Raw genomic sequence first — 26,069 nt, 5'->3', positions numbered from 1 at the left:
TCGATGGGAACCGGGGAACGACGCGTTGCGTTGCCTGGCGATGGGAATGCAGATGGGAATGCTTAGGGCAAGATTGCCATGCAACGTTGCCCGCGTACGTAGCTCGTCCGATGGTGACGTCCCATGCGTCTGTTTGCGGTCATCTTGTTTGCGCTTCTGACGGCAGCCTGCAACCCGGAACAGGACGTCACGGGCTCGACCCCGGTCTGCGCGCTGCGGAATTACAGCTCCTACAATCCCCGCGACATGAACCAGTGCGTTGCCGCCTGCAAGGCGTGCGACCACGGCAATACCGTCACCTGCACCACCTCCTGCACGCTCAAGGGCGCGCACTGAAGGCAAGACCCGAAGCCGCGGCCTCCGTCAGCCGCGGGCGGCTTCGCGTCGCAATTCCGGGAAAATAGCCTCGTCCTGGAGGATGACGTCGGCGGTTCGCCGATAGTGAGCCGTCAACAGCGTCACCGCCAGATCGGAATCGCCGCTCAGCACCGCATCCACGATTGCCGCATGCTCGTCACCGACATGGCGGGAGGGAAAGGCCTTGCTGATCGACAGCCGCCGGTAACGATAAAGCTGGTCGGCAAGCTGACCGCAGAACGCGATGAGGGATTGCGAGCCACACTGACCGATCAGGGTCCGATGGTAGATGCGGTGCAGCCGCTCCCATTCGGAATTGTCCTCGAACTCCGTGGCGCTCAGCGACCGCGGCACGCGGCTCAGCCGATGCTGCGCCAGCACCAGTTGCTCCTCCCACTGGGGCGTGGACGCCGCCATCGATTCACGCAGCGCAAGAGCCTCGACCCAGCAGCGCGTCTTGGTCAGCTCGGCAAGCTCGGCGCGGCTGACGTCCTTGACGTAGAAGCCGCGCTGCTCGCGGACCTCGACCAGTCCGTCGGCGGTCAGCCGGTTGAGCGCCTCGCGCAGCGGCGTTTGGCCGGTCTGATAGGTCTCCATCAGAAATCGCATTTGCAGCTTGCGCGACGGCGCAAGGCGTCCGGACAACAAGTCCTCGCGCAGCCGGTCGTAGACATGGCTCGCTTGCGTCGATGGTGCGGACAGGGAGGCCGTTGCAGTCAATTCCACCGCTCAAGTCTCCGTTGTTCGCTCTGCTCGCGGTCCATCATCATATACATCTGATCACGATTCCATAAAATGTATAAATTTCTGTTGCGGTATCGATTTTGTGTAATAAAAGGAACGGGACGGTCGTGAAGGTGCGGCCGCGATCAAGAAAGCCACACCCGGTCAGCCCGGACAGTGGCCTGACGGAGGAGTGCGTTCATGGCCCGGTTTCCGGTGACAGCGCTGCGCAGCGTCGAGCTCGGCACGCCGGACCTCGACCGCTCCGTAAAATTCTATTGCGACGTCTGGGGCCTTGCGCTCGTCGCGCGCGTGGACGGCATCGTCTATCTGCGCGCAACCGGCCGCGATCATCACGTCGTGGCGCTCTACCAAAGCGAGCAGCCGGAGCTCGGCGCGGTGACTTTTCGCGTCGCAAGCCCCGACGATCTTGCGTCCATTGCCGACAGAACGGTTGCCGAAGGCGCCCGATTGCTGTGCGGGCCGGCGCCCAACGCTGCGCCCGATGGCGGCGTGGCGATGACCATTCGCGCACCGGAAGGTGGCATCCTTCGTTTCGTTCACGGCGATATCGGTCACGCGCCGGGGCCGCAGCAAGGCGACCGGCCGGAGCGGCTTGCCCACGTCAATCTCAACAGCACCGATGTCGATCGCTCCGCAGCCTTCTATGAACGCGCGCTCGGATTTCGGCTGACGGACCGTTCGAAGGCGATGGCGTTCGTCCGCTGCAACAGCGATCACCATGCCGTCGTGATCGCCGCGGCAGGGGTCAACGGACTCAACCATGTTGCCTTCCTGATGCCGAGCCTGGAGGCGGTAATGCGCGGCTCGGGGCGGATGATCGATGCCGGCTTTCCGATTGCATGGGGCGTCGGTCGCCACGGGCCCGGTGACAACGTGTTTTCCTATTTCATCGATCCGGTCGGGACCGTGATCGAATACACCGCCGAGGTGCTCCAGGTCGACGACAGCTACGTCGTGCGGGGCCCCGATCATTGGGTCTGGCCGCCCGGCCGCACCGATCAATGGGGCATCGCTCCGCCGAAGGCCGAGCACGTCAAGGCGGCGCAATTGTCGGTTCGCTACGCCGCACCTTGAGCGCGGCACCTCATCAACACTCACACGGGATGTGCAGAGCTTGGTATCCGGTTCGAACCACGCGAACGAGTTTGAGGTCGCTGTCGTGGGCTTCGGTCCGTCAGGCGCCGTCGCCGCCAGCCTGCTGGGCGCGCAAGGGATCCGCACGCTGGCCGTGGACCGGGACCGCGCCGTCTACGACAAGCCGCGCGCGATCGCGATCGATCACGAGATCCTGCGGCTGTTCGACAATCTCGGAATTGCCGGGCAGCTGGGTCCGTACATTGCGCCGTTTCCGGCCTCCGAACATTTCGGCGCGCGCGGCCAGCTGATCCGCCGCATCGACATGGTCAGCGAGCCTTATCCGCTTGGCTATACGCCGACCATGGTGTTCACCCAGCCGCCGGTCGAGGAAATCCTGCGCGCGCATGCGCGCTCGCTTCCGTCGGTGGTCGTCGAACTCGGCACCGAGCTCCGCCGGCTCGAACAGGCGCCGAACGGCGTGACGCTCGAGCTCCGCGGTGACCGGGGCCCCCGGAACGTCACGGCAGACTATGTGATTGCCTGCGACGGCGCATCGAGCACGGTCCGCCGGCAGCTCGGGATCGGCTTCGACGATCTGGTGTTCGACGAGCCTTGGCTCGTGATCGACCTCAATGTCAACGCGGCGGGTCTTGCAAAACTGCCGCGCACGGCGGCTCAGTTCTGCGATCCGGCACGGCCGACCACCTACATCGTCGGACCTGGCTCGCATCGGCGTTTCGAGATCATGCTGCTGCCGGGCGAGGATCCGCGCGCGATGGAGCGGCCCGAGCAGGTCTGGCGGCTCCTGGCGCGCTGGCTGACGCCCGACGATGCGACGCTGTGGCGGGCGGCGAGCTATCGCTTTCATGCCCTCGTCGCCAGCAAATGGCGCGAAGGGCGCATCTTCCTCGCCGGAGATGCGGCCCACCAGCAGCCGCCCTTCATCGGCCAGGGCATGTGCCAGGGCATTCGCGACGTCGCCAATCTGGCCTGGAAGCTCGCGCGCGTCTTGCGCGGAGAGTCCGGCGCGGCGCTGCTCGACACCTACCAGGAGGAACGCAGTGCCCATGTCCGCGAGCTGACGACGCGCATCAAGGCGATCGGTCATGTCATCTGCGAGCGCGATCCGGACGCGGCCGCAGCACGCGATGCCCGCATCCTCGCCGAAGGGGGCGGCGTGCCGCGGACCATCACCCGACAGGAGATCGTGCCGCCGCTCAGCTGTGGCCTGCGCGCCGAGGTGCTGCATGCTGCCAACGGGACGCTGTTTCCGCAGCCGTGGGTGCTGACCGCAAACGGCCGCCAATTGCTCGACGCCGCCTGCGGTGCCGGATGGCGGCTCGTGCTCAGGGGCGATAGCGCGTTGGCGCATTCGCCTGCGATCGCGACCCGCGCGGCGGAGACAGGCTTGCGCGTGATCGGCATCGCTGAGGCGGATCACGATGCCGGCCCGGACGTGCTGCGGGAGGAGAGCGGCGTGGTGGCGAGCTGGTTCGCACGGCATGCCTGCGCGGCCGCGATCGTGCGCCCCGATCATTACGTCTACGGCGTTGCGGCCGACGAAGCCGCGCTCGTGGCGATGCTGTCCGGTCTGAAGGCGCAGCTGCGATGAACAAGACAAAGACAAAATTCAACAGGGGGAAATCATGCCATCATCGTCGAGCCTGACGACGGGACCTGCGGTGCCTGCGCGCGCCTACGCCGTCCTCATCATGCTGTTTCTGTTCCAGACGATCAATTTCTTCGACAAGCTTGTGTTCGGTCTCTCGGCGGTGCCGATGATGAAGGAGCTGTCGCTCAGCCCGAAGGAGTTCGGCCTGATCGGCAGCAGCTTCTTTCTGCTGTTCTCGCTCTCGGGCATGGCGGTCGGACTGTTCGTCGTCGGCCGTTTCCCAGCAAAGTGGATCTTGATGCTGCTCGCCGCCATCTGGTCGGCGACGCAGCTTCCGGTGTTCTTCTCGAGCTCCGTCATGGTGCTGGTCGTGTGCCGCATTCTTCTCGGCGCGGGCGAGGGGCCGGGCCTGCCGACGGCATTGCACGCCTGCTACAACTGGTTTCCCGCCGACAAGCGCAGCGTCCCGAGTGCCGTGGTGCTCCAGGGCATCAGCGTCGGACTTCTGGCCGGCGGCCCGTTGCTGACTTATGTGATCATCAATTACGGCTGGCGCACCGGCTTTCTGGTTTGCGGCCTGCTCGGCATCGTCTGGATGGTTGCCTGGAGCATCATCGGCGCGGAGGGACCTTACGCCGCGACCGCCGCCGGCCAGGACGCGCCGGCAGCTGCGCCAAACGTGCCGGCGCGACTCCTGTGGTGTGATCCGACGGTGATCGGCGTCATCATCATGTCGACCATGTCGTACTGGATCGTCGGCATCTCCGCGACCTGGCTGCCGCCATTTCTCCAGCTCGGGCTCGGCTACAAGCCGACCGATGTCGGCTGGATCATTTCGGCCATCTACATCTTCCAGTCGCCGCTGTTGCTCAGCGGCTCATGGATTACGCAAGCCCTTCAGCGCCGGGGCTGGAGCCTGCGTGCCTGCCTCGGCAATGCCTCGGGATTGGCACTGCTGGTCGCGGGCTCGGCGCTGCTGCTCAGTATCGTGACGTCGGGCGCGCTGCAGCTCGTCTGCGTGGCGATCGCCTTCGCGGCGCCCAGCCTGACCACGATCTTCGGTCCGGTGGCGCTTGGCGCCGTGGCGCCCGCCGCCCAGCGCGGCCGGTTGATCGTCGTGATCTATTCGGGCAATGCGGCGTCCGCGCTGTTCTCGAATGCGCTCACGGGGTGGATCGTCGGCGAGGCGGGCAGCAACAGCGCGCTCGGCTATGCGCATGCCATGACGTTCACCGCCGGCATCCTCATTGTCGGCGCGGTTGCCGCATTCGCACTCATCTTCCCGGAGCGGACCATCGCGCGTTTTGCGAAGACCTCCTCGCGGTCATCTTCAGCTACCATCCTTCCTGCCACGTCGATCTGATCGGCCCAAACGTCAAGGACACCACATGAAATTCGCAAGCTTTACCATCGACAACGCCGCCTCATGGGGCCTGGTGGAGGGCGACAGCGTGGCCGATCTCGGCGCTGCTCTCAGGGATCGCTACCCCGACCTGAAATCGGCGATCGCAGCAGGCGCGCTGGCTGAGGCCGCAAAATCCGCCGCCGGCGCCAAGCGCCATCCGCTGTCGAAGATCAAATATCTGCCGGTGATCCCGAACCCGGACAAGATCCTCTGCATCGGGCTGAACTACGAGAACCATCGCAAGGAGACCGGCCGCACGGAGGTCGAGAACCCCACCGTGTTCGGCCGCTTCGCCAACAGCCAGACCGGTCATCTCACCGACATCATTCGCCCGAAGGTTTCGACCCATCTCGACTTCGAGGGCGAACTCGCGGTCGTGATCGGCAAGCCCGGCCGCTACATTTCGCGCAGCGAAGCCTGGGGGCATATCGCCGGTTATGCCTGCTACAACGAGGGCAGCGTCCGCGACTATCAGCGCCACACCCACCAGTTCACGCCGGGCAAGAATTTTCCCGCGACCGGCGGCTTCGGCCCTTATCTGGTCACGCCCGACGAGGTCGGCGATGTCGGCCCGCTGCGCTTGCAGACCCGGCTCAACGGTGAGGTGGTGCAGGACACCACGATCGACCAGATGATCTTCGATATCCCGCGTCAGATCGACTATTGTTCGCAGTTCACCCGGCTCGAGCCCGGCGACGTCATCGCCACCGGCACGCCGGGCGGCGTCGGCTCCAGGCGCACCCCGCCGCTCTGGATGAAGGCGGGCGATGTCGTCGAGGTCGAGATCGACAAGGTCGGCCTGTTGCGTAACGGGATTGCCGACGAAGCCTGATGCAAGTTTGATGTCCTCGGAAGTCTCGACGGCCTATGCGCCGCTGCTGCGCAGGATTCACTGGGCAACAGCGGTGCTCTTCATCATCGCCATGCTGATCGGATTCTATTGCGGTCTCCAGCCGCCGGGCACCTCGCCGCGCCGTGAGCTCCTCGAGGTGCACAAATCGCTCGGCATGACGCTGCTGTTCCTGTCGCTGCTGCGGCTGATGGTGCGGGCGGCGACCAGGGTGCCGCCCGAGCCGTCGTCATTCGGTGCGCTGGTGCGGTTCGCCGCGCGGATCAATCATGTCGCGCTCTACCTCATCCTGTTCGCGATGCCGCTGACCGGCTACGCGTTCTCCTCGGCGGGCGGCTATTCGCTGAAATATTTCTGGACGTTCAGCTGGCCGCGTCTGGTGGCCGACAGCCCGCAGATCGCTCATGCCGGCGAGGTCGCGCACGACACGCTGGCCTATGTCGTCTATGCCGTCGTGGCCCTGCACATCGCGGCGACCTTCTGGCATGCGCTGGTGATGCGCGATGGAACGCTGGCGCGGATGTGGCCGCGATCGGGGAACCGCTAGAGCCGGACCGCTGACGGTGCTCCGCCACCGGAACGATTGACCCGGGATAATCATTGGAAGGAGCGGGCAGGAACGGAGTCCTATGGAATGGGTATGCTCGATCCTGGCCGGTTTCTGGTTTCGTGTTCGCAATGCGAGGCCTGGCCGATGGCGGCCAATGTCAAACGTGCCAGCTGGTCGGCACAGCCGCACGAGGTCCGCTTCGTCTGCCCGCGCTGTCGCCGCGAGGAAACCGCGATCGTCTCGGCGTCCGGGCAACTGCTGCCGATCAAACGCGTCGACGTCCCCCCGCATGAGGTGACGGCGGCTTGGGCGCAGGCCCAGCGCCCGCGCGGGCGGACCTGAGCCGCCACCTTGGTTGCGCGTTTGGAACCCTGCCGATTCCCGGGCGTTCAGTGCCGGGGCAACAACGCATTGAGGCTGGGCGCATGATCAGCGAGCATTTCGACACCCGCACACGGATCAACATGAAGCTGGCGCTTGACCGGGTCTGCCGCCATCGCCCCGATGGCGAGGACCACGGCTTCCGCAGGTCGGTCGCCGAAAACATCATCCGCTGCGCGCTGACCGGCCGCACCGGCATCGGCCAGCTCGTCGACGCCGGCGAGCGCGCCATGATCAGGACGCGCGCGGAACGGGAGCCGGCCTGATTGCGATCTGGCCGAATTCGTCGACAGCTGTGGTAGGGTCGCCGCCGGGAGATGACCGATGGTGCTCACGGGGCGCGCGACAGCTTGAGCAACGAAGTGCATTGGCGCGACGACATCGCCTCGCTGGTGTTTCCCGTCACCGGCCACGGCGCGATCTGCGCCGTGCATCGGGGCGCCTTCCGGACTTTGCTGGGCACGGAGCCGACCCCCGAGGCCTGCCTCGGCTATTTCCGGCGCTCCGAGGCTGCCTTCCGGGCGGCAGCGTGCGCCAAGATCGTCCGGAAGGGCATTTTGCCTGGGATAAGCCTGCATCTTACCAGTCGCGACGTCGCCCGGAAGCTGCTAGAAGAGCCGCAAATCGCCAATGGAGAATAGACCATGAGCCCGTCTCAGCTCACGACCGCCCAGCTCGCCAACGCGCAGACCACGCTTCCGGTCGCCGCCGGGCAGGTGGGACGGCTGTCGCAGGCCCTGATGGCCATGGTGCTCGGCGTGTTCGTCGTCGGCATGGTCGGATTCTCCCACATCGACGTCGTCCACAACGCGGCGCACGACGTGCGTCACTCGAACGCGTTCCCCTGCCACTAACCGGGGTGGCATGAGCACGTTTCGCGCGATCGTCTTCGCGTCGGTCATTTCAGGCTTCATCGTCGGTCTCATCGTCACTGTCGTCCAGCAGTTCGGCACCGTCCCCCTGATCCTGAAGGCGGAAGTCTTCGAGAAGGCGGCGGAGGCGCACCAGCATGACGCTCCGGCCACGGCGCAGCCGGCGGCAGCCGGGCATGACCACGCCGCCCACGATCACGGCGACCATGACCATGACCATGGCGCCGGCGACCATGATCATGGCGCTGGCGGCCACGACCATGGTGCCGGGGCCTGGGAGCCGCGCGACGGTTTTGAGCGCAACGCCTATACCGCCGCCGCCAACATCCTGACCGCGATCGGCTTCGCGCTGCTGCTGGCCGGCTTCTTCGCCGTGCGCAGTGGCGCGACCGGCGCGAGCGTCTCCTGGCACGAAGGCCTGCTCTGGGGGCTGGCGGGCTTTGCCGTCTTTACGCTTGCGCCCGGCCTCGGCCTGCCGCCGGAGCTGCCGGGCGTACCCGCCGCACCGCTGCTGTCGCGCCAGATCTGGTGGCTGGCCGCCGTGCTCGCGACGGCCGGCGGGCTCGCCATGATCGTCTTCCGCCGCTCGGTGCCGGCTGCGATCGCCGGCGTGATCCTGCTGACCCTACCGCACCTGATCGGCGCGCCGGAGCTCGCCAATATCGAGACCAACGTGCCGTCGTCGTTGACGCATCAGTTCGTCACTGCGGTGACGGTGACGAGCCTGGTGTTCTGGACCTTGCTCGGCGGTCTGACGAGCGCGGTGTTTGCACGTTTAGATCAGCGCGCCTAGGCTTGTCACTTCAGCCGATTGCAGCCGCGCTCAGCGCGCGGTCCGGAACGCGAGCTCGCGCAGCCGGGGCAGGGCGGCGTTGCGGTTGTCGCTGCGCCAGATTGCATGCAGTTCGGCGAAGACGGACTGTCCGAGCCTGATCGGACGAAACACGACATTGTCGAAGCAGGCATTGCGGGTCTCGTCCGGCACGATGGCGACACCAAGGCCCGCGCTGACCAGCGACAGGATCGCCTGCGCCTGGCTCATCGACTGCACCACCTGCGGCCGAACGCCGTTGGCGTCGAACGCCGCGGTCAATAGTGATCGCATGTAAGGCCCATCAGGCGAATACATGATGAAGGGCTGGCCTTCGAGATGCGATAGCTCGGGTCGCCGGCGCACGGCGAGCGGATGATCGAGCGGCAGCGCAAGGGCTAGTCCTTCGCGAAAAACGCTCGCGCTCCGGATCGGCTTCTCGGTCTCGATCGGCCGAACCAGCCCGAGATCGATCCGCCCTGATCTCAGTGCATCGAGCTGCTGACGCGATGTCAGTTCCTCGAACGTAATTTCGATGTTCGGCAGTTCGGCGCTTACGCGCGTCGCAAGCCACGGCAGATAGCCGTAGGTCGTTGCGCCCACGAAGCCGATTGACAGCGCGCCACCGGTGAGTGCCGCGGCCTGCCGCGCGGCTTTCACGGCGTGCTCGCGCTGCTGAAGCAATGCGCGCGCCTCGGCGAGGAAGGCACGTCCGGCCGCGGTCAGCTTTACCGAGCGGCTGGTGCGCTCGAGCAGGGTGACGCGGAGCGTTGCCTCCAGCAACTGGATCTGCCGGCTCAGTGGCGGTTGCGTCATGTTCAGCCGTCGGGCCGCGCGGCCGAAATTCAGCTCATCGGCCACCGCCACGAAGGCCCGCACTTGCCCGAACTCGATCATTGATACCTTTTCTGGATCAATTTCATCCAAAAATGAGCTTAGACCTGAATTGATCGCTGATCTAGCTTTCTCGCGTCCCCAATGCCGCAGGCGTTCGCGGACATCCACGGTCGCACAAGTCCGACCGGGTCAAACAAAACGGGAAAGGGCGGAGCAGCGTGACCACGGATCAAAGGCCGTCCGCACGGACGCATTATCGTTTCGTCACCCTGGCGTTGATCACCATCCTGCTGGCGCTCAGCAGCGGTGACCGCGCCACACTATCGATCGCCGGGCCCAACATGACGAAGGCGCTCGGGATCACGCCGGTCGAACTCGGCTGGATGTTCTCGGCCTTTGCCTGGGCCTATGTGCTGGCGCATCTCCCGGCGGGATGGATCGCGGATCGCCTTGGTGCCAAGCAGACCATCCTGGGTGGATTGATCCTGTGGTCGCTCGTCACATTCCTGATGAGCTGTGTCGGCTGGGCCAGCTATCCGTTCCTGGTGATGCTGATCCTGCGATTCATGCTCGGCATCTTCGAGTCACCCGTCGGCCCCGCGGCCGGACGCATCATCGCGGCGTGGTTTCCGTCCGCCGAACGCGGCATTGCGGGCGCCATCTTCAACAGCGCGCAATATGTCTCGCTGGTCATCTTCACCCCGCTGATGGGCTTTCTCGATCACCGCTTCGGCTGGGAGCATATCTTTGGTGTGATGGGCGTGCTGGGCTTCCTGCTCGCCGCGCTCTGGGCGATCGCCTATTATCCGCCGAGCCTTCATCCCAAAATGAATGCCGCGGAGCTCGATCATCTCCGTGATGGCGGTGCGCTGGTCGATCTCGGGGCGGCGTCGCCGGCAGCGGTGGCAGAGCAGGGGCCGCGCTGGTCCGACCTTGGCGAACTCTTCAAGAGCCGGATGCTGGTCGGCATCTTCCTCGCGCAATACGGCATCTCCTCCATCACCTGGTTCTTCGTCTCCTGGTTTCCGACTTATCTCGTCAAGGCGCGTGGCCTGTCGGTGCTCGATGCCAGCCTGATCGCGACCATCCCCGCGATCTGCGGCTTCATCGGCGGTGTCGCGACTGGCTTCTTCACGGATTGGCTGTTCAAGCGCACCGGCTCCCTCGGGATCGCGCGCAAGACCCCGATCACGATCGGCCTCGTCATGACCGTGCTGATCATCGGTTGCAACTACACGGACTCCACCATCCTCATCACGGTGCTGATGAGCGCGGCGTTCTTCGGCAAGGGCTTTGGCTCACTCGGCTGGACCGTTGTCGCCGACACCGCGCCGAAGGAAGTGATCGGCCTCACCGGCGGCGTCTTCAACGCGATCGGCAACACCGCCGGAATCGTGACGCCTGTTGCGATTGGTTACATCCTGTCCGCCACCGGATCGTTCAACGGTGCACTGCTCTATGTCGGCCTGCACGGGCTGCTCGCCGTGCTCTGCTACTGGGTCATCGTCGGCCCGATCGAGCGCCTCGTCATCCGCGAAGGCGGCGGCCTGATCCGCGCCGCGCCGCAAGCCGCCGAATAAGCCTCATCACCCGAAATCCCACTCACAGGAGACCATCATGAACGTCCATACGCCAGGCAATCCTCGCATCATCGCCAACCCGCTCGCCGCAGGCCTTGCCGCCGGCGAAGCCACCACCGACCGGATTGCCTGGGTTCGCACCTCGCTTGTCTTCCTGCCGCTGGCGCAAGCCATCAGCGATGCCAAGGTTCTCACCGGCCGGCAGAAGCCGCTCACCGAGATCGCCTTCCTGTTTGCGGAGATCGAGACCGAGAACGGTCACAGCGGCATCGGCTACAGCTATTCCAAGCGCGCCGGCGGTCCCGGCCAGTTCGCGCATGCCAAGGAGATCGCCGGCGAGCTGATCGGCGAGGACCCGAGCGACATCGCGCGGCTCTGGGACAAGCTGGTCTGGGCCGGCGCCTCGGTCGGCCGCAGCGGCATGTCCACGCAGGCGATCGCGGCCTTCGACATCGCGCTGTGGGATCTCAAGGCCAAGCGCGCAAAACTGCCGCTGGCAAAGCTGCTGGGCGCCCATCGCGATTCCGTGCGCTGCTACAACACGTCGGGCGGCTATCTCTCGATGCCGATCGAGGAGGTGAAGGAGCGTGTCTCCATGGCGCTCGACAAGGGCATCGGCGCCATCAAGCTGAAGGTCGGCCAGCCCGATCCGATGGTGGACCTCAAGCGGATTGAAGCGGTTCGCAACCATATCGGCGACGTTCCCCTGGCGATCGACGCCAACCAGCAATGGGATCGCACCACGGCTCTGCGCTTCGGCCGCATCGCCGAGCAGTTCAACCTGACCTGGATCGAGGAGCCGCTCGATGCCTATGATTACGAAGGCCATGCGGCGCTCGCCGCCGAGCTCGCAACCCCGATCGCGACCGGCGAGATGCTGACCAGCGTCGACGAGCATTACGAGCTCATCCGCAACAACTCGGTCGATTTCATCCAGCCCGATGCACCGCGCGTCGGCGGTATCACGCCGTTCCTCAAGATCCTCGCGCTTGCCGACCACAAGAAGCTTCAGCTCGCGCCGCACTACTGCATGGAAATCCATCTGCACTTGACGGCTGCCTACGCGCGCGAGCCCTGGGTCGAGCATTTCGAGTGGTCGGAAGCGATGTTCAACGAAAAGCTGGAGGTCGTGAACGGTCGAATGATCGTGCCGAACCGGCCCGGCCTCGGCTTCAGCCTGTCGGAGCAGGGGCGGGCCTGGACCCGCGACGTCCACGAGGTCGGAAAGCGCCCCTGAGGGAGGAAACGCCATGTACGAGCCGAAGGCAAAACTTCATCCCCTCGATCCCTCCGTCATCCGCCGGCTGAAGGATGTCTCCTCGGGATCGCTGACCACCGAGCTGTTCAAGAAAGGCCTGCGCCAGTGTTTCCTGGTCGGGTTGGTGCCGATGAACAAGGACGCGGTCCGATTCGCCGGCGAAGCCTTCACCATGCGCATGATTCCGGCGCGCGAGGATCTCGATACCATCGAGACGCTCACACCACATCCGAACGCAGACAATCTGCAATGGGAAGCGGTCGAGAATATTCCGCCGGGCCATGTGCTGGTGATCGACAGCCGCAACGATCCGCGTGCGGCATCGGCAGGGGCCATGCTGCCGACGCGTATGAAGGTGCGCGGTGCGGCCGCGATCGTCACTGACGGCGCATTTCGTGACGGCCAGGAACTGGCGCGGCTCGATTTCCCGGCCTATGCGCGGCAGGTCACGGCCTCGACGCGGTTGTCCTATCATCGCGTCGCGGACCTCAATGTCCCGATCGCCTGCGCTGACGTCGCGGTCTATCCCGGCGACATCATCGTCGGCGATGGTGACGGCGTCACTGTCGTGCCGCGGCATCTGGCGGCCGAGATGGCCGATCTCTGCGAGCGGCGCGACCAGCTGGAGAAGTATCTGTCGTATCGCATCGGTGCTGGCGAGCCGCTCTATGGCGTCTACCCGCCGACGCCTTCCGTGCGCGCCGATTTCGAGGCCTGGAAGAAGGCCGGCGCCGATCCGGCGCGAGCGACGACCATCCGGGCGGGAGCATGAGATGAGCAAGACATCACCCGCCGCCATGGAGGCGACCATCCGTCGCTATTTCGAGGCCTGCAACGCCGCAGATTACGATGCCCTGATGTCGTGCTTCACCGCAGACGCCGTGCACTACTTTCCACCCGGCCTGCCGGACATTCCATGGCGCGGCGCCGAGACGATCGCGTACAAATGGATATGGTGTGTCGAAAATCTCGGCTCGCAATGGACCATCGAAAAGATCCTGTGCTCGTCGACGACACCCGAAGCCGTGATCGAATGGACCCATTGGAAGCGCAAGCAGGGCACCGCGCTTCGCGGTGACGAATGGTACGTTTTCGACACGGAGAGCGGACGCATCAAGGAGATCCGGGCCTATTACGCCGCGCCCGCAGATCCTTCGGTTCGGATCTGCGAGCTCGTGGCGTTTGAATATGAGAAGCGGGGTTATCACCTCTCGCACAAATAGCAATTATCGCCTGGCGCCCACCAATCGCTCGCGAACCGTCCGTGCGATCGCCGCCGGCGCCTCATCGGGGATCGCAAAGCACGAGCTCGCATTGATCTCACAGAGAACATAACTGTCGGCGCCATCGGCGTCGCGTGGCCCGAAGAGGAAGTCGGCGTCCCAGATCACCGGCAGCGATGCTTCGTCGATGGCCAGCAGCTTCATCATCTGCGGCGTCCATTCGTCCTCCATCCGCCGCCGCAGCGCCTGGAATGATGGTGCGTCGGGTCCGTGCATGATGCGCGGCCCCGGTTGCGCTTCGGGTGACTCCGGTCCTTGCGGCGGCGGCGGGATCAAGGCCTTGATCAGTTGATGGCCGAAGCCTGCGACCCTGGCGCCGCTCATGTAGCAGCGGATCATTCCGTCGGGCAGGCGCGGTTGAAACGGCTGATCGATGATGCAGCCGCCCCAGCCGAAATAGGGTTCGCATCGCGCGATGAAGGCATCGAGCGGCATGTCCTCCGGATGGCTGCCGCGCAGCGCATGGAGCACGCGAACCGCCGGGGTCGCATTTGGTAGCGCCTCGACCTTCCACACGCCCTGGCCGCCGTTGCCGCGATTCTGCTTGAGCACGCGCGGGCCGTCAGCCCTCAGCCGTGGTGGAAATTCCGCTGCGAAGGCGGCCGCGCTGTCGTAGCGATGGGTGTCGGCGCCCCAACCGAGATTGCGCGTCCGGTAGAGCACCTCCTTGACGCCCATCTTCAGGATGACGTCTGGATGCGCGCTGACCCACGGGCCGCGCGCTGCGACGTCGCGCAGCAAGGCGTCCAGCTCCGCGCGCGTCTTTCCCTGGTGGATCGGATCGACCCAGACCAGCACGCCGTCGACCGCAAGCAGCTGATCGCGGACCGCATCACTGAAGCTTTCGTCGTAGATGGCGGGGTGTGCCGCGATGCCGGCGGCGGCGAGGGCTTCGAAGACGCGGACGAAACGACTGTTCTGTGCCGTTGTGTCGAGGCGCGCGCCTGCGTCGCCTCGTGAAAGAATAGCTATGGAATATCGGTGAGGGGATGTTGTGTCCATGCGCAAGCTCCACGAATTGCGTGCTGCGCAGACTTGGACCGAAGTCTCACGGGGAGTCTGCCTTGTCCCCACTGCGGCATTCTATGCGGGATCGTGCGGAAGCCGCAAGATGCGACGATGCGGCTTCCGCAGATCGCGCGAGCGCAGGCACACGACAATTGGTTCCATTGGACCGACGAAAACTTTTCGAGACCTCGCGGATCGTCCGCGTTGACAGCCTGGTCCCTCAGGCTTCTAGTCGAGGCGTCGGGGATATGCGGTCTCCCCGCGAGGCGACATGCCAAAGCATCGCGTCCTGATCACCAAGGGCGCAGCATGTCCATTTCACACACCGTCTTCATTCGACAGATTGGCTCATTCGGCTCGCGCGCGGCAACGCGCGTGATTTGGATGCCTTTCGGAAGGCTTCTACCCTGGGGCAGGGACACCAGGAGAAGGACCATGCGACTCCCAAAACTCCGTCACGCCGTTCTCTTGCTGGCCGCCGTTATGGGACCAGTGTCGCTTGCCGCGCCATTCGTCTCGGCGGCCCAGGCCGAAGAGGTCAATTGGCAAGCGATCGACCAAACCCTCGGCCGCAAGGCTGCGGTCGCGGATGATGTCCATCGATACGGGTTTCCGCGCAGCGATCTCGCCGTGACCCTGGACGGGGTCGCGATCAAGCCGGCGCTGGCGCTTGGCGGCTGGGTGGCGTTCAAGCCAGCCCACGGCGGCGCCATGGTCATGGGCGACCTTGTGCTGCTCGAGACCGAGATCACGCCCGTAATGGCGAAGATGATCGCCAGCGGTCTCGAGATCACCGCCGTGCACAACCATCTGCTGCGCGCGAGCCCGGCGACGTTCTACATGCATGTTGCGGGACATGGCGACCCGGTCAAGCTGGCGTCGGCGATCCACGACGCTCTCGCCGAAAGCAAGACACCCCTGACCGTTACCGCACCGTCGAGCCCGCAGCCCGCCGTCGAACTCGACACCGCTGCGCTCGACCAGATCATCGGCACGAAGGGACAGGTCAATGGCGGCGTCTACCAATTCGCCGTCAAGCGTCGCGATCCGATCACACAGGAGAGCATGCCGCTCACGCCCGTCGGGGCGATGGGCGTTGCGAGCGGCATCAACTTTCAGCCAACTGGCGGAGGCAAGGCTGCCATCACCGGCGACTTCGTCCTGTCGGGTGACGAGGTGAACCCGGTGGTCGCAGCGCTGCTCGCGAACGGCATCGAGGTGACGGCATTGCACAGCCACATGCTGGATGAGCAGCCGCGGCTGTTCTTCATGCACTTCTGGGCCAATGATGACGCGATCAAGCTCGCCAAGGGGCTACGGTCCGCGCTCGACAAGACGGCGAGCGCGAAAGGCTGATTTCGCCGATGGTCACAACATCAGTTCGTGCAAGCCCGTCCAACCGGTGTAGAGGCCGACGAAGACGATCAAGGCCGCCGAGACGTAGGGCGCGCGGTGGGCGTAGCGGCTGAAGCCGCCCCAGTGTCGTTCGACATGCCGCAGGCTGAGCGCGGCGAGAACGCCTGCCGACACCATCGTGATCGCGAGCCCGATGCCGAAGGACAGCACCAGGATAAAGCCGAGGCTGAACTGCTTGAGCTGGATGCAGAGCAGCAGCACCGTGATCGCGGCGGGGCAGGGGATCAGTCCGCCGGTGAGGCCGAACAGCACGATCTGCGCCGTCGTCACGCTGCGCCCGGCAAAGCGCTTGCGGATATCAGCGGCGTGGGCGCGCGCGTGCGCGTCGTCCTCGTCGCCGAGATCCATGTGGTCGTGATCGTGCTCCCTGAACAGGAGCTCGGTGGACTCGCCGGCCAAGGCGACGCGCGCCTTGAACGCATGCGGCTCGGGAATCTCCTCGACGCTTTCGAGGTATCCGTCCCGGGCGGCAAACGTGAAGGTCTGCTCTGAGCCGTCCTCGCGGATAGTGGTCACCGCGATGTCGCCGGACGTGGGAAGCGCACCGCTCTCGCTCCGGATCCGCCAGCGAGGCGGCACGCCGTCTTCGAACACGTCCAGCGAGAGCGACGACCCCGCGAGGGAAATGGATTGCGCCTCGTCGTGATGATGGTGGTCGTGCGCGTGCGCGTGGTTCTGTTCCCGCCAGGTGCGCCAGACCATCCAGCCGGCGATGCCGATGATGATGACGGCGGAGGCCATTTGCAGCCAGGCCTCGCTGCGTTCGCCGGACAATTCCTGGCCGAAATACAGCCCCGCGAGCGCGATCGCCCAGACGATCGCGGTATGGGAGATGGTCGCCGACAGGCCGAGCAGCACGGCCTGGAGCACGGTGCCCCGCACCGCGATGATGAACGCGGCCATCATGGTCTTGGAATGGCCGGGCTCGAGACCATGCAGCGCCCCCAGCAGGATGGCGCTGGGCACGAACAGCCATGCGTGCGCGCTGCTCTGCTGGAGCAGGTGAGACAGGTCGGTCATAGCATTCACTTCAAATAGGTTCGGACGACGTCGATGAGGTCGGCGGCGCCCTTGGCCTTCTCCGGATCCTTCTCATGCGCGGGATCCACGACATGGTGGCGGATGTGGTCTTCCAGCAGCTCGGTGGTGAGACCGCTGATCGCGCCCTTCACCGACGCCACCAGCATCAGCACGTCGGCACAGCCGATCTCCGACTCCAGCGCGCGCTCGACGGCCTCGAGCTGGCCCTTGATGCGCCGGACCCGGCCGATGAGCTTCGACTTGTGCTTGATCGTGTGCGACATCCCAATAAGATAGGGGGGTACCCTATCTGAGTCAATGTGCTTACGCTGCAGCGCAATCGGTGCTGCCGGTAAGGGGAGATGGGTCCGCGGCTCAACTTGTCCGCCGTTCGCGGCTCGAAATGGACTAGTATGGCTGCGGCCACCACGCGCGGGAGGAGGCCAACATGCTGATGCGTGCACTCGTTCTCGGAGTTTCGCTTCTGCTCACGACGGCCCTGCCGGCTGACTCAAGGGGAAGCTCCCCGTCCAAGGATGATCCCTGGAATCCGGAGCATATCGGCATCCTGCCTCCTGAAATCCGCCACTACATCGCCAGCATGTGCAAGGGACCGGCGAGCGCCCAGCACGATTTCGCGACCTATTCTCCGGCCGAGAAGCGCTGGCGCATCAACATCGAATATCTCCGCTGCGAGGGCCTCACCGAAGTGCGCCACGGACACCAATGCATCGATGTCGATTTCGTCGAGGTCGGCTCGCATTTCCGGCTGGCGAGCAAGCAATATCGCGATTGCGGTTTCTGAAAATCATAATGCTGCTTGCGCCGCGAGGGCGACTCAGTCGCAGCTCGGCGTCGTCACCGCAAAACCGGTCGCGCTCTGCGAATCATGAAATCAAAGGTTGTGGATTGTCATCTTCGTGGGGGTATCACGGTAGGCCAATCCGTGTCTTCCCGGTAACGATTGTGCTGTCAACGCAACACTCACGGTGGATTTAACCCTCATCACCGGTCGTTCGCATCAGCGCCGCTTTTTGGCCACACCCGAACATGAATACAATCGCTCTAATGTTTCAGGGGCTGGGCTGGTCCCTTGCAGGCGGCGGGAAATCCCAAGGTCGATTCAAATCTTGGGTCTGATGTTCCGGGTCTGACAAGGGTTAGCCAAGGAAACTGGTCGCAATGGACGCCAAGACCAACATCAAGCAGAGGCTGCCGAGCCGTCACGTGACGGAAGGTCCTGCGCGTGCGCCCCACCGGTCCTACTTCTACGCCATGGGCCTGACCACCGATCAGATCCACCAGCCCTTCGTCGGCGTCGCCTCGTGCTGGAACGAGGCTGCCCCTTGCAACATCGCCCTGATGCGCCAGGCGCAGGCGGTGAAGAAGGGCGTCGCATCCGCCGGCGGCACGCCGCGTGAATTCTGCACCATCACCGTCACCGACGGCATCGCCATGGGCCATGACGGCATGCGCTCCTCGCTGCCGTCGCGCGAATGCATCGCCGATTCCGTCGAGCTGACCGTGCGCGGTCACGCCTACGACGCGCTGGTCGGCCTTGCCGGCTGCGACAAGTCGCTGCCCGGCATGATGATGGCGATGGTCCGCCTCAACGTGCCCTCGATCTTCATCTACGGCGGCTCGATCCTGCCCGGCAATTTCCGCGGGCAACAGGTCACCGTGCAGGACATGTTCGAGGCCGTCGGCAAGCACTCGGTCGGCGCCATGTCGGATGAGGATCTCGACGAAATCGAGCGCGTGGCGTGCCCCTCGGCCGGCGCTTGCGGCGCCCAGTTCACGGCCAACACCATGGCGACCGTCTCGGAAGCCATCGGGCTCGCACTGCCTTACTCGGCCGGCGCTCCGGCACCGTACGAAATCCGCGATGCCTTCTGCATGACTGCGGGCGAGAAGGTCATGGACCTGATCGCCCAGAATATCCGGCCGCGCGACATCGTCACCCGCAAGGCGCTGGAGAATGCGGCGGCCGTGGTTGCTGCGTCCGGCGGTTCGACCAATGCTGCACTGCACTTGCCGGCGATCGCGCATGAGTGCGGCATCAAGTTTGACTTATTCGACGTCGCCGAAATCTTCAAAAAGACACCATATGTCGCGGATTTGAAGCCGGGTGGCCGTTATGTCGCCAAAGACATGTTTGAAGTAGGTGGCATACCGCTTCTGATGAAGACGCTGCTCGACAACGGATTTCTCCACGGCGACTGCATTACGGTCACCGGTCGAACGATCGCCGAAAACCTCAAAAGCGTGAAGTGGAATCCGCACCAGGACGTGGTGCACCCGGCAGACAAGCCCATCACCGTTACAGGCGGTGTGGTCGGTCTGAAGGGCAATTTGGCGCCAGAAGGTGCGATCGTGAAAGTCGCGGGAATGTCCAACCTCAAGTTTACCGGTCCGGCCAGGTGCTTCGACCGCGAGGAGGATGCTTTCGAGGCGGTCCAGAAGCGCACCTACAAGGAAGGCGAAGTCATCGTGATCCGCTACGAGGGCCCCAAGGGCGGCCCCGGCATGCGGGAGATGCTCCAGACCACCGCGGCGCTGACCGGCCAGGGCATGGGCGGTAAGATCGCACTCATCACCGACGGGCGCTTCTCCGGCGCCACCCGCGGCTTCTGCATCGGCCATGTCGGGCCTGAGGCGGCGGTCGGCGGCCCGATCGGGCTGCTCGAGGACGGCGACATCATCGAGATCGACGCCGACAACGGGACTCTTAACGTAAAATTGAGCGACGCCGAGCTCGCCCAGCGCAAAACCAAATGGAGCGCTCGCGCGACTAACCACACGACGGGCGCGCTCTGGAAATATGCCCAACAGGTTGGACCAGCGGTCGGGGGGGCAGTGACCCATCCGGGCGGCGCGCACGAGAAGCAGTGCTATGCGGACATCTAGGCGTACCATTGTTGCGTTTGTGTTGGGGGCTACCGCGCTGGCCGCGCCGGCGCTCGCTTTCGACGGCGCGCCGGTCAACCAGAAGGATGCGACCATCCCGGTCGTGACCACCTTGCCCGGTGCTGCGGGAACGGTGCGCAAGTCGGCGCCGCCGGTCGCGCCCCAGGAAACTTCGCTCAGCGCCCTGCAATATGCCGCCGAGGGCGGTCACCCGATCGCGCAGTGGAAGCTCGGCCGCATGTACGCCAATGGCGACGGCGTCGCCCAGGACGATGTGCGCGCCTTCGACTATTTCACCAAGATCGCGAACGCGCATGCCGAGGACAGCCCGTCGGCGCCGCAGGCGCAGGTCGTGGCGAACGCCTTCGTCGCGCTCGGCCGCTATTATCTGAGCGGCATCCCGAATTCGAAGATCAAGGCCGACCCGGATCGAGCACGGGAGATGTTCTCCTATGCCGCCTCCTATTTCGGCAATGCGGACGCCCAGTACGACCTCGCCCGGCTGTATCTGAAGACGCCGGATGCTTCGCGCGAAGATTTCCGCTACGGCGCGCGCTGGCTCGGCCTCGCCGCCCAGAAGGGCCAGCATGAGGCCCAGGCGCTGCTCGGACAGATGCTGTTCAACGGCGACCGCCTGCCGCGGCAGGCCGCGCGTGGCCTGATGTGGCTGACGCTCGCGCGTGACAGCGCTGGCACCGACGAGACCTGGATCAAGGAAAACTACAACCGCGCCTTCGCCAAGGCGTCGGACGACGACCGCGCCATGTGCCTGCAGATGCTGGAGCAGTGGGTGCAGGGTCGCCGCGAGTAGTTCGGCAGCAAAGCTGCCGTAGGGTGGGCAAAGCGACTTGTCCGCCGTAGCTCGAAGAGCGAAGGCGGAAGCGTGCCCACCACCTGTTTCGATCATGAAGAGATCGTGGGCACGGCGCTTTGCGCCTTTGCCCACCTACGGCAGTTGCGACGGCCGCTGGCTCCTGCCAACTCCGCGAAGCTTACGCCGCCTCCAGATCCAGATCCGCCCACACCGGCACGTGGTCCGACGGCTTCTCCCAAGCCCGCACATAGCTGTCGATGCCGACATTGGCGAGCTTGTCGCTGGCCTGGGGCGACAGCAGCAGATGGTCGATGCGCAGGCCCTGGTTCTTCTGCCAGGCCCCGGCCTGGTAGTCCCAGAAGGTGTAGAGCCCGGGCTCGTCGGTGACGGCGCGCAGGGCGTCGGTCAGGCCGAGGCCGAGCAGGGACTGAAAGCTCTCCCGCGTCTCGGGCTTGAACAGGGCATCCTCGGTCCAGGCGGCGGGATTGTGGACGTCGCGGGCATGCGGAATGACGTTGAAGTCGCCTGCGAGGATCAGCGGCTCCTCGGTCTTAAGGCGCTCCTTCGAATACTCAAGAAGCCGCGACATCCATTTGAGCTTGTAGGGATATTTCTCTGTCCCGACCGGATTGCCATTGGGCAGATAAAGGCAGGCGATGCGCAGCACGCCGCGCTTGAGCGTCACCACGCCCTCGAGGAAACGGGCGTGGCTGTCCTCGTCGTCGCCGGCCAGCCCTGACTTGGTCTCGTCGAATTTGAGCTTGGAGAGCAACGCGACGCCGTTGAACGTCTTCTGTCCGTGGGTCACCACGTTGTAGCCGAGCGCCTCGATCTCCAGCCGCGGGAAGGCGTCATCGACGCATTTGATCTCCTGCAGGCAGACGATGTCCGGCTGGCACTCCTTCAGCCATGTCAGCAGCAGATCGATCCGCTGCCGGACCGAATTCACGTTCCAGGTGGCAACTCTGATGGGCATGGGTGAGGGCTCCGGGCAGGGGCCCCGGTTAGAACAAAATGCAAACCTGCCCGTCAAGGATGCCGCAAAATCTCCCACAAAATTAACCCGGCTTAAGCCGGCTCCGGGTCATTGATGCGGAAAAGGTTTTTCAAATGGGATGGCCGGATAAATCCATGAAGCCAGGCGAGCCGCGAGACGGCCTGATCGGCGCGTTCCTGTATTGGCTCGGCGGCTTCGAGATCGAGGACGGCCTCACCGCGGGTCTCAGCGAGCGCGAACTGCGTCGCATCCGCGCCAAGCAGATCGATGCGGTGACGCGAGCCGTCCCGATGACGATGTCCGTCACCATGCTCAACGTCGCCATCGTGCTGATCCTGTTCTGGGGCCGGGGCTGGAACGACTTCCTCGCGATCTGGGGCATGACCCTTGCCGTCACCGCCTCGCTCGCCGTTCGTGCGTGGTGGCGCGCGCAGCAGAATCCGCCGCAGGAAGCGTCGCGACGTGCGACGCGGCAGATGCTGCGGCAGGCGTTTTTCCTCGCGGCGATCTGGGGCACGCTGCCGCTCGCTCTGTTCAGCCGGGTTGGGCCGACCAGCCAGCTCATCCTGGCCTGCCTGATGGTCGGCATGATGTCCGGCGGTGCCTTCACGCTCTCGACCTTCCCGCGTGCGGGCCTCGTCTATCTCGCAACGATGACGATCGCCTGCGCCGGCGCGATGCTGTTGTGCGGCGCGGGTCCGTATGCCCTGACCGCGGTCTTCCTGCTGCTGTTCGCGTTCTTCATGGCGCGCAACATCGTCTCGCAGGGCAATCTGTTCCTCGGCAATCTCAAGGCCCAGCTCGAACTCGAACGCCAGACCGAGATCATCTCGCTGCTGCTGAAGGATTTTCAGGAGAACGCGAGCGACTGGCTGTGGCAGACCGATGCGGGAGGACACCTCACCGACGTGCCGCAACGCTTCGCCGACGTCGCGCAATTGCCGCTTCCGCTGCTGAAGGGATCGCTGTTCGCCGATGTGCTCGACATGCTCTGCCCCGAGGACAAGGCGGCGGCCTACAACGTCGTCGGACTGATGGAGCACGCCGAGCCGCTGCACGAGATGAATTTGAAGGTGGTTGCGGGCGGCGAGGCGCGGCTGTGGTCGCTGACGGCGAAACCGTCCTATGACCGCGACGGGCAATTTTTGGGCTATCGCGGCTTCGGCCGCGACGTTACCGAGCGCTGGCGCGCCGAAAAGGCCGAGGCCGAGAGCCGGGCCAAGTCCGATTTCCTGGCCGTGATGAGCCACGAGATCCGCACGCCCATGAACGGCGTGCTCGGACTTGCCAGCATGCTGCTCGAAACAAAACTCGATCCGGAGCAGCGCGAGGCCGTCACGACGATCCACGAGTCCGGTGACAACCTCCAGCGCATCCTCAACGACATCCTCGATCTGTCCAAGCTCGAAGCGGGGCGCTTCGCGTTCGAGGCCATCGACTTCGCGCCGCAGACGCTGGTCGAGACGGTCGCGACCGTGGTGCGCGCGAGCGCCAAGAGCAAGGGGCTCGCGGTCAAGGTCGAGCTGGATCCGAACCTGCCGCCGACGCTGCGCGGCGACGTCGCGCGTATCCGCCAGGTGTTGCTCAATCTCGCCTCCAACGCGGTGAAGTTCACCGACCATGGCGAGGTGACGATCAAGGCCATCTGCCAGGCGCGCCGCGATCTGCTCGCGACCGTCGAATGGACCGTCACCGACAGCGGCATCGGCATTGCGCCCGAGAAGCTCGGGCAACTGTTCTCGGACTTCGCCCAGGCCGACGCCTCGATCAGCCGCCGCTTCGGCGGCACCGGCCTCGGTCTCGCGATTTCCCGGCGCATCATCGAGCAGATGGGCGGCACCATTGGCGTCACCTCGACGCCGGGCGAGGGCTCGACCTTCTGCTTCACGCTGGTGCTGCCGTGGAGCCAGGCGCAGACGTCCGGTCAAGACGCGGGCCGCGATGAAGCCGACGATCTGGCGGCTCGCATTGCGAGCCTCGACCGGCCGCTGAGGGTGCTGGTCGCCGAGGATGATGCCGTCAACCGCATGGTCGTGAGCAAGATGCTCGGCGCCTTCGAGGTCGAGCTCCGGGTCGTTGCCGACGGCGTCGAGGCTGTCGCGGCCGTCTCCGAAGGCGATTACGACATCGTGCTGATGGACGTCCGCATGCCCGAGATGGATGGCCTTGCCGCGACCCGGGCGATCCGCGCGGAAGGCGGACGCTTCGGGGCCCTGCCGATCATCGCACTGACGGCCAACGCATTCCCCGAAGACGTCAAGATCTGCCGCGAGGCCGGCATGTCGGACTTTTTGGCGAAGCCGCTACGGAAGCCCGCGCTGGCCGCGGCCCTTCTGCGCGGGTTGGACGGTCACGTGATGGCAGAGGACGCGCCGCTTCAGCCGGAACTGATGCCTGATGAGGTGGAGTGGACCGACGAGGAAAGGCAGATGACGGGGGCGTAGGCGTTAACCGCGTGCATGAAGATGCGTTTCGGACTGGTTGGCCGGACGCAGGCAATTCGAAGGCACCGTGTTACCTTGCATCCATGCGCCTCCTTGCCCTGCTTCTCATCTTGTTCACGGCCTCCGCCCGCGCCGGCGACGGGCCGCTGATGAGCGCGCACATGATGTTGCCTGTCGTTATCTCCGGCAACAAGGTGTCGCTGGAAAGCTTCGTCATTCGTCCTGATCGCCCCGGCAAATTCCCTCTCGTCGTGATTACGCACGGAATGCCTCACGGCTTCGGCGAGGAATTCTTCACTGCACTCCTTAACAGCTCTCCGGTCGGCTACACCAAGGCGGCCGTTGCCTTCGCGCAGCGAGGATATGCAGTGGTCTCGATCATGCGTCGTGGCTATGGCCGATCCGGGGGAGGGTTCTCCGAGTCTGCGCGGCAGACCTGCGACTATCTTCCGGCCGTGCGCGCTGCCAGCGACGATATCATTGCGGCGGTCGCTTCACTGCGCAATGAGCCCTGGGTCGACGCTGAGCATGTCGTCTTGCTCGGTCATTCCGTTGGGGGGCTCACGGTGATGGCCGTTGCCGCACAGAACATACCGGGGGTCGTTGGCGCCGTGAATTTTGACGGCGGTCGAAATAGCTTCTCCGCACCCAACCAACCTTGCTCGCCTGATCATCTGGTCGATACAGTCGCCGCATTGGGGCACACGGCCCGTATCCCCATGCTTTGGCTCTATGCCGAGAACGATCAATTCTACGGTCCAGACTTGGCACGGCGCATGTTCGCGGCCTACAGCGCTGACGGTGCGCCTGCGCAGTTGCATGTGCTGCCTCCGTTCGGATCGAACGGCCACAATACCGTCATGCTCGCGCCGGCGGACACCTGGTTTCCATCCGTTGACCCTTTTCTTGAAAAACTGGGTCTTCCAACCAGGACTGTCATAGCGGCGCCGTTGTTCGCAGAGCTGCCAATCCCGCCGGGGGCTGTCGCCGCTTGCCAGGAATCGTTCGCGGCCTACCTCGCCAATCCCGATGACGCCAAGGCCTTCGCGGTGAGCACGGGCGGCCACTGCGGGACTGGATTTGGTCGCACAGCCGTCGAGGCGCGCGAGCCTGCTGTGATGAGATGCAAGATCAATTCGCACGGCGAGGATTGCAGGCTTTACGCGGTCGGACAGAAGCTTGCGGGGGATTGAACCGCAGTCCACGCGATGGCGGCACGTCCCGCAATTCGCCGAAAATGATCCGGCCACCGCCCCGTCAAAGGGCTTCTCGAATACTCAATTGGGCTAGCTGATGCACTGCGAGATTCGAGACGCTGTCGACGGTGATCTCCCCGCGATCGCGAGATTGCACGCAGCGAGCTGGAAGGTGGCGTATCGGGGCATCCTGCCAGACGCCTTTCTTGATCGGGGTCTGGACGACAATCGCGCACGACGATGGGGCGGAATATTCGATCGGATAGCTCCGCGTGATCGGCTTCTGATTGCAACACGAGAGAATTCGGCGGCTGGATTCATTTCCGGGTGGACAACACCGGCCACGGATTGCGAACCCGGTTTCGACTTGCATGTTGACAACCTTCACGTCAGGCCGGACCTCCGGGGGCAGGGGCTTGGCGTGACTTTGATGCAGAGTTTTTCGAGACGACAGACGGCCGATGGAAGCGTCAGAGCTTACCTCTGGGTTCTCGACGGCAACGAACCCGCGCACCGGTTCTATGCAAGGCTTGGCGGCCGCGTGTCCGACAGGCGACAAATCGAGCTTGGCGGCACGATGATCGGCGAGACAAGGATTGTCTGGGACGATTTCAAATCCTTGCAACAGCTTTCGCTTTGACCGCGCC

28 protein-coding genes are annotated in these 26,069 nt (G+C 64.6%); 22 read left to right on the top strand and 6 right to left on the bottom strand.

What is annotated here, in order from left to right:
* The first annotated feature begins 123 nt into the window (after positions 1-123).
* Positions 124-336 (top strand): hypothetical protein, encoded by a 213-nt coding sequence (locus NLM31_RS24070; protein ID WP_254131712.1) that lies wholly within the window; start codon positions 124-126, stop codon positions 334-336.
* A gap of 27 nt (positions 337-363) precedes the next feature.
* Here NLM31_RS24070 and NLM31_RS24065 read toward each other — a convergent pair whose 3' ends face one another.
* A complete protein-coding gene (locus NLM31_RS24065; RefSeq protein ID WP_254131711.1) occupies positions 364-1,083 on the bottom strand; it encodes a GntR family transcriptional regulator in 720 nt (239 codons plus the stop codon).
* A gap of 198 nt (positions 1,084-1,281) precedes the next feature.
* Here NLM31_RS24065 and NLM31_RS24060 point away from each other — a divergent pair, with 198 nt between their 5' ends.
* The 10 genes from NLM31_RS24060 (at position 1,282) to NLM31_RS24015 (ending at position 8,644) form a co-directional block, all read left to right on the top strand.
* Positions 1,282-2,178, top strand: coding sequence for a VOC family protein (locus NLM31_RS24060; protein WP_254193895.1), 897 nt, complete (start codon positions 1,282-1,284; stop codon positions 2,176-2,178).
* A 40-nt stretch (positions 2,179-2,218) separates the two neighbouring features.
* Complete coding sequence (locus NLM31_RS24055; RefSeq protein ID WP_254193894.1) at positions 2,219-3,793, top strand: bifunctional 3-(3-hydroxy-phenyl)propionate/3-hydroxycinnamic acid hydroxylase; 1,575 nt, start codon at positions 2,219-2,221, stop codon at positions 3,791-3,793.
* A gap of 34 nt (positions 3,794-3,827) precedes the next feature.
* Positions 3,828-5,156, top strand: a complete 1,329-nt coding sequence (locus NLM31_RS24050) for an MFS transporter (RefSeq protein ID WP_254131708.1) — start codon at positions 3,828-3,830, stop codon at positions 5,154-5,156.
* 25 nt (positions 5,157-5,181) lie between these two features.
* Positions 5,182-6,030: a fumarylacetoacetate hydrolase family protein gene (locus tag NLM31_RS24045; protein ID WP_254193893.1), complete on the top strand. Its 849-nt coding sequence runs from the start codon at positions 5,182-5,184 to the stop codon at positions 6,028-6,030.
* Positions 6,031-6,040: 10 nt separating this feature from the next.
* Positions 6,041-6,595 carry a cytochrome b gene (locus tag NLM31_RS24040; protein WP_254193892.1) on the top strand — a complete coding sequence of 185 codons (555 nt, stop codon included), beginning with the start codon at positions 6,041-6,043 and terminating at the stop codon, positions 6,593-6,595.
* 87 nt (positions 6,596-6,682) lie between these two features.
* The gene (locus NLM31_RS24035) at positions 6,683-6,940 is read left to right on the top strand and encodes a hypothetical protein (protein WP_254193891.1); all 258 of its coding nucleotides are present in this window, start codon (positions 6,683-6,685) and stop codon (positions 6,938-6,940) included.
* Positions 6,941-7,023: 83 nt separating this feature from the next.
* Complete coding sequence (locus NLM31_RS24030; protein WP_254193890.1) at positions 7,024-7,245, top strand: hypothetical protein; 222 nt, start codon at positions 7,024-7,026, stop codon at positions 7,243-7,245.
* A gap of 51 nt (positions 7,246-7,296) precedes the next feature.
* Positions 7,297-7,620: a hypothetical protein gene (locus NLM31_RS24025; protein WP_254193889.1), complete on the top strand. Its 324-nt coding sequence runs from the start codon at positions 7,297-7,299 to the stop codon at positions 7,618-7,620.
* 3 nt (positions 7,621-7,623) lie between these two features.
* Complete coding sequence (locus NLM31_RS24020) at positions 7,624-7,833, top strand: CbtB domain-containing protein (RefSeq protein WP_254193888.1); 210 nt, start codon at positions 7,624-7,626, stop codon at positions 7,831-7,833.
* A gap of 10 nt (positions 7,834-7,843) precedes the next feature.
* A complete protein-coding gene (locus NLM31_RS24015; protein WP_254193887.1) occupies positions 7,844-8,644 on the top strand; it encodes a CbtA family protein in 801 nt (266 codons plus the stop codon).
* 30 nt (positions 8,645-8,674) lie between these two features.
* Here NLM31_RS24015 and NLM31_RS24010 read toward each other — a convergent pair whose 3' ends face one another.
* Positions 8,675-9,559, bottom strand: coding sequence for a LysR family transcriptional regulator (locus NLM31_RS24010; protein WP_254193886.1), 885 nt, complete (start codon positions 9,557-9,559; stop codon positions 8,675-8,677).
* Between the two features lie 158 nt (positions 9,560-9,717).
* On the opposite strand from NLM31_RS24010, the gene NLM31_RS24005 reads away from it, so the two are divergent.
* From NLM31_RS24005 to NLM31_RS23990, 4 genes are read left to right on the top strand one after another with little or no spacing between them, the layout of a single operon-like run.
* Positions 9,718-11,079 (top strand): MFS transporter, encoded by a 1,362-nt coding sequence (locus tag NLM31_RS24005; RefSeq protein WP_254193885.1) that lies wholly within the window; start codon positions 9,718-9,720, stop codon positions 11,077-11,079.
* 37 nt (positions 11,080-11,116) lie between these two features.
* Positions 11,117-12,316 (top strand): mandelate racemase/muconate lactonizing enzyme family protein, encoded by a 1,200-nt coding sequence (locus NLM31_RS24000; RefSeq protein WP_254193884.1) that lies wholly within the window; start codon positions 11,117-11,119, stop codon positions 12,314-12,316.
* A gap of 13 nt (positions 12,317-12,329) precedes the next feature.
* On the top strand, positions 12,330-13,109 hold the full coding sequence (locus NLM31_RS23995; RefSeq protein ID WP_254193883.1) for a ribonuclease activity regulator RraA: 780 nt from the start codon (positions 12,330-12,332) through the stop codon (positions 13,107-13,109).
* A 1-nt stretch (position 13,110) separates the two neighbouring features.
* Positions 13,111-13,560: a nuclear transport factor 2 family protein gene (locus NLM31_RS23990; protein WP_254193882.1), complete on the top strand. Its 450-nt coding sequence runs from the start codon at positions 13,111-13,113 to the stop codon at positions 13,558-13,560.
* A 3-nt stretch (positions 13,561-13,563) separates the two neighbouring features.
* Here the strand turns inward: NLM31_RS23990 and NLM31_RS23985 are convergent, their stop codons facing one another.
* Entirely contained in the window at positions 13,564-14,622 is a 1,059-nt protein-coding gene (locus NLM31_RS23985) for a Cj0069 family protein (protein WP_254193881.1), read from the bottom strand.
* 489 nt (positions 14,623-15,111) lie between these two features.
* Here NLM31_RS23985 and NLM31_RS23980 point away from each other — a divergent pair, with 489 nt between their 5' ends.
* The gene (locus tag NLM31_RS23980) at positions 15,112-15,984 is read left to right on the top strand and encodes a DUF1259 domain-containing protein (RefSeq protein WP_254196253.1); all 873 of its coding nucleotides are present in this window, start codon (positions 15,112-15,114) and stop codon (positions 15,982-15,984) included.
* Positions 15,985-15,996: 12 nt separating this feature from the next.
* Here the strand turns inward: NLM31_RS23980 and NLM31_RS23975 are convergent, their stop codons facing one another.
* Both NLM31_RS23975 and NLM31_RS23970 read right to left on the bottom strand, forming a co-directional pair.
* The gene (locus NLM31_RS23975) at positions 15,997-17,064 is read right to left on the bottom strand and encodes a nickel/cobalt efflux transporter (protein WP_254193880.1); all 1,068 of its coding nucleotides are present in this window, start codon (positions 17,062-17,064) and stop codon (positions 15,997-15,999) included.
* A 5-nt stretch (positions 17,065-17,069) separates the two neighbouring features.
* A complete protein-coding gene (locus tag NLM31_RS23970; RefSeq protein ID WP_063706516.1) occupies positions 17,070-17,348 on the bottom strand; it encodes a metal/formaldehyde-sensitive transcriptional repressor in 279 nt (92 codons plus the stop codon).
* A 164-nt stretch (positions 17,349-17,512) separates the two neighbouring features.
* Between NLM31_RS23970 and NLM31_RS23965 the strand changes: the two genes are divergently transcribed.
* The 3 genes from NLM31_RS23965 (at position 17,513) to NLM31_RS23955 (ending at position 20,782) form a co-directional block, all read left to right on the top strand.
* Positions 17,513-17,869, top strand: a complete 357-nt coding sequence (locus tag NLM31_RS23965) for a hypothetical protein (protein ID WP_254131695.1) — start codon at positions 17,513-17,515, stop codon at positions 17,867-17,869.
* A gap of 377 nt (positions 17,870-18,246) precedes the next feature.
* The gene (ilvD, locus tag NLM31_RS23960; protein WP_254193879.1) at positions 18,247-19,971 is read left to right on the top strand and encodes a dihydroxy-acid dehydratase; all 1,725 of its coding nucleotides are present in this window, start codon (positions 18,247-18,249) and stop codon (positions 19,969-19,971) included.
* A complete protein-coding gene (locus NLM31_RS23955) occupies positions 19,958-20,782 on the top strand; it encodes a tetratricopeptide repeat protein (protein ID WP_254131693.1) in 825 nt (274 codons plus the stop codon). Before ilvD ends, NLM31_RS23955 begins: the two co-directional genes overlap by 14 nt.
* 181 nt (positions 20,783-20,963) lie before the next feature.
* On the opposite strand, the gene xth is transcribed toward NLM31_RS23955, so the two are convergent.
* Positions 20,964-21,761: an exodeoxyribonuclease III gene (gene xth / locus NLM31_RS23950; RefSeq protein ID WP_254193878.1), complete on the bottom strand. Its 798-nt coding sequence runs from the start codon at positions 21,759-21,761 to the stop codon at positions 20,964-20,966.
* 134 nt (positions 21,762-21,895) lie between these two features.
* Between xth and NLM31_RS23945 the strand changes: the two genes are divergently transcribed.
* The 3 genes from NLM31_RS23945 (at position 21,896) to NLM31_RS23935 (ending at position 26,062) form a co-directional block, all read left to right on the top strand.
* Positions 21,896-24,226: an ATP-binding protein gene (locus NLM31_RS23945; RefSeq protein WP_254193877.1), complete on the top strand. Its 2,331-nt coding sequence runs from the start codon at positions 21,896-21,898 to the stop codon at positions 24,224-24,226.
* Positions 24,227-24,387: 161 nt separating this feature from the next.
* Positions 24,388-25,419, top strand: coding sequence for a dienelactone hydrolase family protein (locus NLM31_RS23940; RefSeq protein WP_254193876.1), 1,032 nt, complete (start codon positions 24,388-24,390; stop codon positions 25,417-25,419).
* Between the two features lie 100 nt (positions 25,420-25,519).
* Positions 25,520-26,062, top strand: coding sequence for a GNAT family N-acetyltransferase (locus NLM31_RS23935; RefSeq protein ID WP_254193875.1), 543 nt, complete (start codon positions 25,520-25,522; stop codon positions 26,060-26,062).
* Positions 26,063-26,069 lie beyond the last annotated feature (7 nt).

Source organism: Bradyrhizobium sp. CCGUVB4N (assembly GCF_024199945.1).
In the GTDB taxonomy this organism is placed as follows: Bacteria; Pseudomonadota; Alphaproteobacteria; order Rhizobiales; family Xanthobacteraceae; genus Bradyrhizobium.
Note: the sequence above shows the minus strand (reverse complement) of the source record. Positions and strands in the feature narration are given on the sequence as shown.